Genomic DNA, 3,350 nt, shown 5'->3' on the forward strand with positions numbered 1-3,350 from the left:
TGGTAAACTTTATCGAAAAGATGGAGAATGGAGATTCCAAGCTGTTGGGGCTGGTTATAAATCAGGGCTGCAAAGTTTTGTAGACCAATATGCTGCTTAGTAAATATCTCAAAAGTTAATCCAAAGGGGGTATTCACTGTTATTACCCCCTTTTTTTTGCATAAATTAATTAAAAAAGTTTAATTTATAGGATGTATATGAGATGGAAATTGAATTAACCAAAGGTAGCAGGTTTAATCTTTATAAGGAAGCTCCAAATTTAAAGAAAGTAGCTATTGGCTTGGGTTGGCAAGTAAATCAAGCTGGGCAAAGCTATGATATTGATGCTTCTGTGTTTATGTTAAGTGCAGATGGGAAAATTCCCAATGATAAATATTTTGTTTTCTATAATAACCTTCAATCACTCGATGGTTCTTTAAGACACTCAGGAGATAATAGAACTGGGGAAGATAACGGAGATGATGAGACAATTTATGTTGATTTAGCAAAAGTCAATCCAGCTATTCAAGAGATAGTTTTTGTTGTCACTATTCATGAAGGGCAAGAAAAAAATCAGAATTTTAGCCAAATCAAAAATGCCTTTATCAAGATTTACAACCACGAAAACAAAAATTCTCTGGCTCGGTACAATTTAAGAGAGGCTTTTTCTCAAGAGACAGCTTTGGAATTTGGACGCTTATATAAAAAAGAGAATGAATGGAGGTTTCAAGCGGTAGGAGAAGGCTATAGTTCTGGACTACAAAGTTTTGTAGATAAATATGTGACCAAAACTAAACAGGAAGAATCTACAAAAGTAGAAAGTGTGCAAGAAAACTGTAAAACGAAACTAAATATATCGTTAGAGAAAAAGCTTGAGCGAGAAGCACCACATATTTTCAATCTTGTTAAAAAAGCAGATATATCACTACAAAAAGCAAATTTGACGAATCATAAGGCTAAGGTTGTGCTTTGCCTTGATATCTCTGGCTCAATGAGTGCGCTCTATACTTTAGGTAAAATTCAGCGGTTTGCTGAAAAAATTCTAGCTTTAGGATGTCGTTTTGATGATAACGCTTCCATTGATATATTTCTATTCGGAGCTAAAGCCTATAACGCAGGTGAAATGACTATTGAAAATTTTAAAACCTTTATTCCAAATCTCTTGAAAGAGTATCCACTAGAAGGTGATACTTACTATGGTAAAGCTATAGATATGATTAGAAAATTCTATTTTCCAATCTCTAAAAAAGGTAACCAAAAAAGTGCTAATCCAGTTTATATCATGTTTGTGACGGATGGAGCAACCTCTGATGAGTCACAAACAGAACAATATCTTAAAGAGTCTTCGTATGAGCCTATTTTTTGGCAATTTATGGCAATTGGCAAGTCACGCAAGGATGTTAAAGGTAAAGGTATTTTAGGTTGGCTAGCTAAAGCAAAGACCAGTGATTTTACTTTTCTAGAGCGGCTTGACGAAATGAGCGATCGCTATCTTGATAATTCAGATTTTTTCAGTTTAGAAGACCCAGAAAGTATACCAGATCAAGAGCTTTATGATTTACTGATGACTGAATATCCAAACTGGGTCAAATTGGCTAAAACGAAGAATCTATTGCAATAAAAAATCAATGTCTCTCTACGATCGCCTGGATTTAACTAGACCCAATCGCAAGCTCAAAGTCCCGATTTGGGAACGCATAGATTTGACTAGACCCCCTAAACTCCGTTGTCAGGGATGTAGTTCACGCATTCAGCCTCAGTGGGAGTTTTGCCCTTGCTGTGGAAAAATTCTTATAGAGAGAAATAGCGAGTTTCGCCGTTGCATCTGGGTAGACGTTTCGGGAATGGATATCGAAGAGGAAAATACCGAAGCAATCAATAGTATTCTCAGCGATGCCTTTTCTAAGCTCTACGGTGCTTTTAGAAGCGTTGAAGTATTTTTGACATCAGATCCACCTGAACCCAAGGAATGGGGAGACAACTTTACTCACGTTTATATATTTGCTGATAAGCAGCCAGTTGACTATTTAGGAGTAGCTACTTTTAAATTAGGAATGGTTACAAACCGTGCTATCATCCGCATTGATCAAGTATTATATGCGTCTTACAATGCCAGTCTTCATGTTAATCAATTGTCTAACTTAATTGCCAATACGATTGCCCATGAGATTGGACATACATTAGGGCTGGATCACTCTGCGCTACCAACAGATGTAATGCATGATGGACTTGATCATATCATTCATAGCTCAATGCCTCCATCATTTCACGCATCGCAAATCAACTCGATGAATAATGCAATTCGCAGAGAAGCAGGATTGAGATAATTCGTAATTTCGTAATTAGTTAAAATAAACTATTTTTTAATTAAAGACTGGAGCGATCGCAAATCATAATTTAAGATTTTTCCAGTACTAGAAAGTTGATATCCGGCGAAGAATAAAGCAGATGATGCCAAAACAATTAAAAGATTGACTGACGCGAATACATTACCAGTAAAAGCGATGACTACAATTCCTAACGCCATCAAAATCCATCCTAAGTTAGGGTTTATTCGCTGTTGACAAAGGACGAAAATACCAGATATACATAGCAATAAACCAGGAATACCAAAAAATATCCCAACTCGAATATTTGCGGTTAAAATTATCATACCTGCAACCATCAAAGCAAAGCCTACAAATTTGGTTGTCTGAGTTACCGAAGTTTGTCTGTTTTGCGGAGGAATTCGAGCCTGCATTGTTGTGGTATTTGCAGAAGAGATAGGATTTTGCTGATATTGTATCTGATCTTGGAATATAAATGTGACTTTTTCTTCTTGACCAAGGTCTATTCTATCTCCTAAATTTATTTGATAGGGTGTTCTAGGTTTTAATCTAATGTTATTTACAAATGTCCCATTAGAACTTCCTAAGTCTTCAATAAAATAATTATTTATGTGCTTCTGAATCTGTGCATGGATGCGAGAAACTACATCTGCATCTGGCAAGTTGGAAACATCAATATCTGGTGGAATTTGGTCGTTGGGTTTACCGATATGAAACACCGCAATATTTGGTGGTAATTCAAAAGCAGTGTTGCTTTGGACATGAAAAAGCTCTAAATTCAGCCCTATAGCATTGGATGTACTTAAATTTTGCATAGTTTTTAGTCAATAATTTTTCTAGACTTTTGACTCTTGCAAAGTAGTAGGTAATTTAAATCCGTTATAGTTTACCGATTTTCCTATCTGATGTAAAGGAATCTCAATCAAAAACTCGCTTCCTTTGCCCAATTCTGATTCACACCGCAGGATTCCAGAGTGTTTCTGCACCACAATCTGATAGCTAATTGATAAGCCCAATCCTGTTCCTTGTCCCACAGGTTTAGTA

Annotated in this window: 5 protein-coding genes; 3 read left to right on the plus strand and 2 right to left on the minus strand. The window is 36.1% G+C overall.

Annotated elements, in window-relative coordinates; translation table 11 throughout:
• From RRG12_RS42005 to RRG12_RS42015, 3 genes are all read left to right on the plus strand, one after another.
• The coding region (locus tag RRG12_RS42005) for a TerD family protein (RefSeq protein ID WP_420763216.1) at positions 1-100 on the plus strand (100 nt) is incomplete at its 5' end.
• A 102-nt stretch (positions 101-202) separates the two neighbouring features.
• A complete protein-coding gene (locus tag RRG12_RS42010) occupies positions 203-1,600 on the plus strand; it encodes a TerD family protein (protein ID WP_420759502.1) in 1,398 nt (465 codons plus the stop codon).
• A gap of 7 nt (positions 1,601-1,607) precedes the next feature.
• Positions 1,608-2,306 (plus strand): zinc-dependent metalloprotease family protein, encoded by a 699-nt coding sequence (locus RRG12_RS42015; RefSeq protein WP_069071295.1) that lies wholly within the window; start codon positions 1,608-1,610, stop codon positions 2,304-2,306.
• Positions 2,307-2,335: 29 nt separating this feature from the next.
• Here RRG12_RS42015 and RRG12_RS42020 read toward each other — a convergent pair whose 3' ends face one another.
• Positions 2,336-3,121: an FHA domain-containing protein gene (locus RRG12_RS42020; protein ID WP_420759501.1), complete on the minus strand. Its 786-nt coding sequence runs from the start codon at positions 3,119-3,121 to the stop codon at positions 2,336-2,338.
• 21 nt (positions 3,122-3,142) lie between these two features.
• The coding region (locus RRG12_RS42025; RefSeq protein ID WP_420763215.1) for an ATP-binding protein at positions 3,143-3,350 on the minus strand (208 nt) is incomplete at its 5' end.

This window comes from Nostoc sp. CALU 546 (assembly GCF_048836525.1).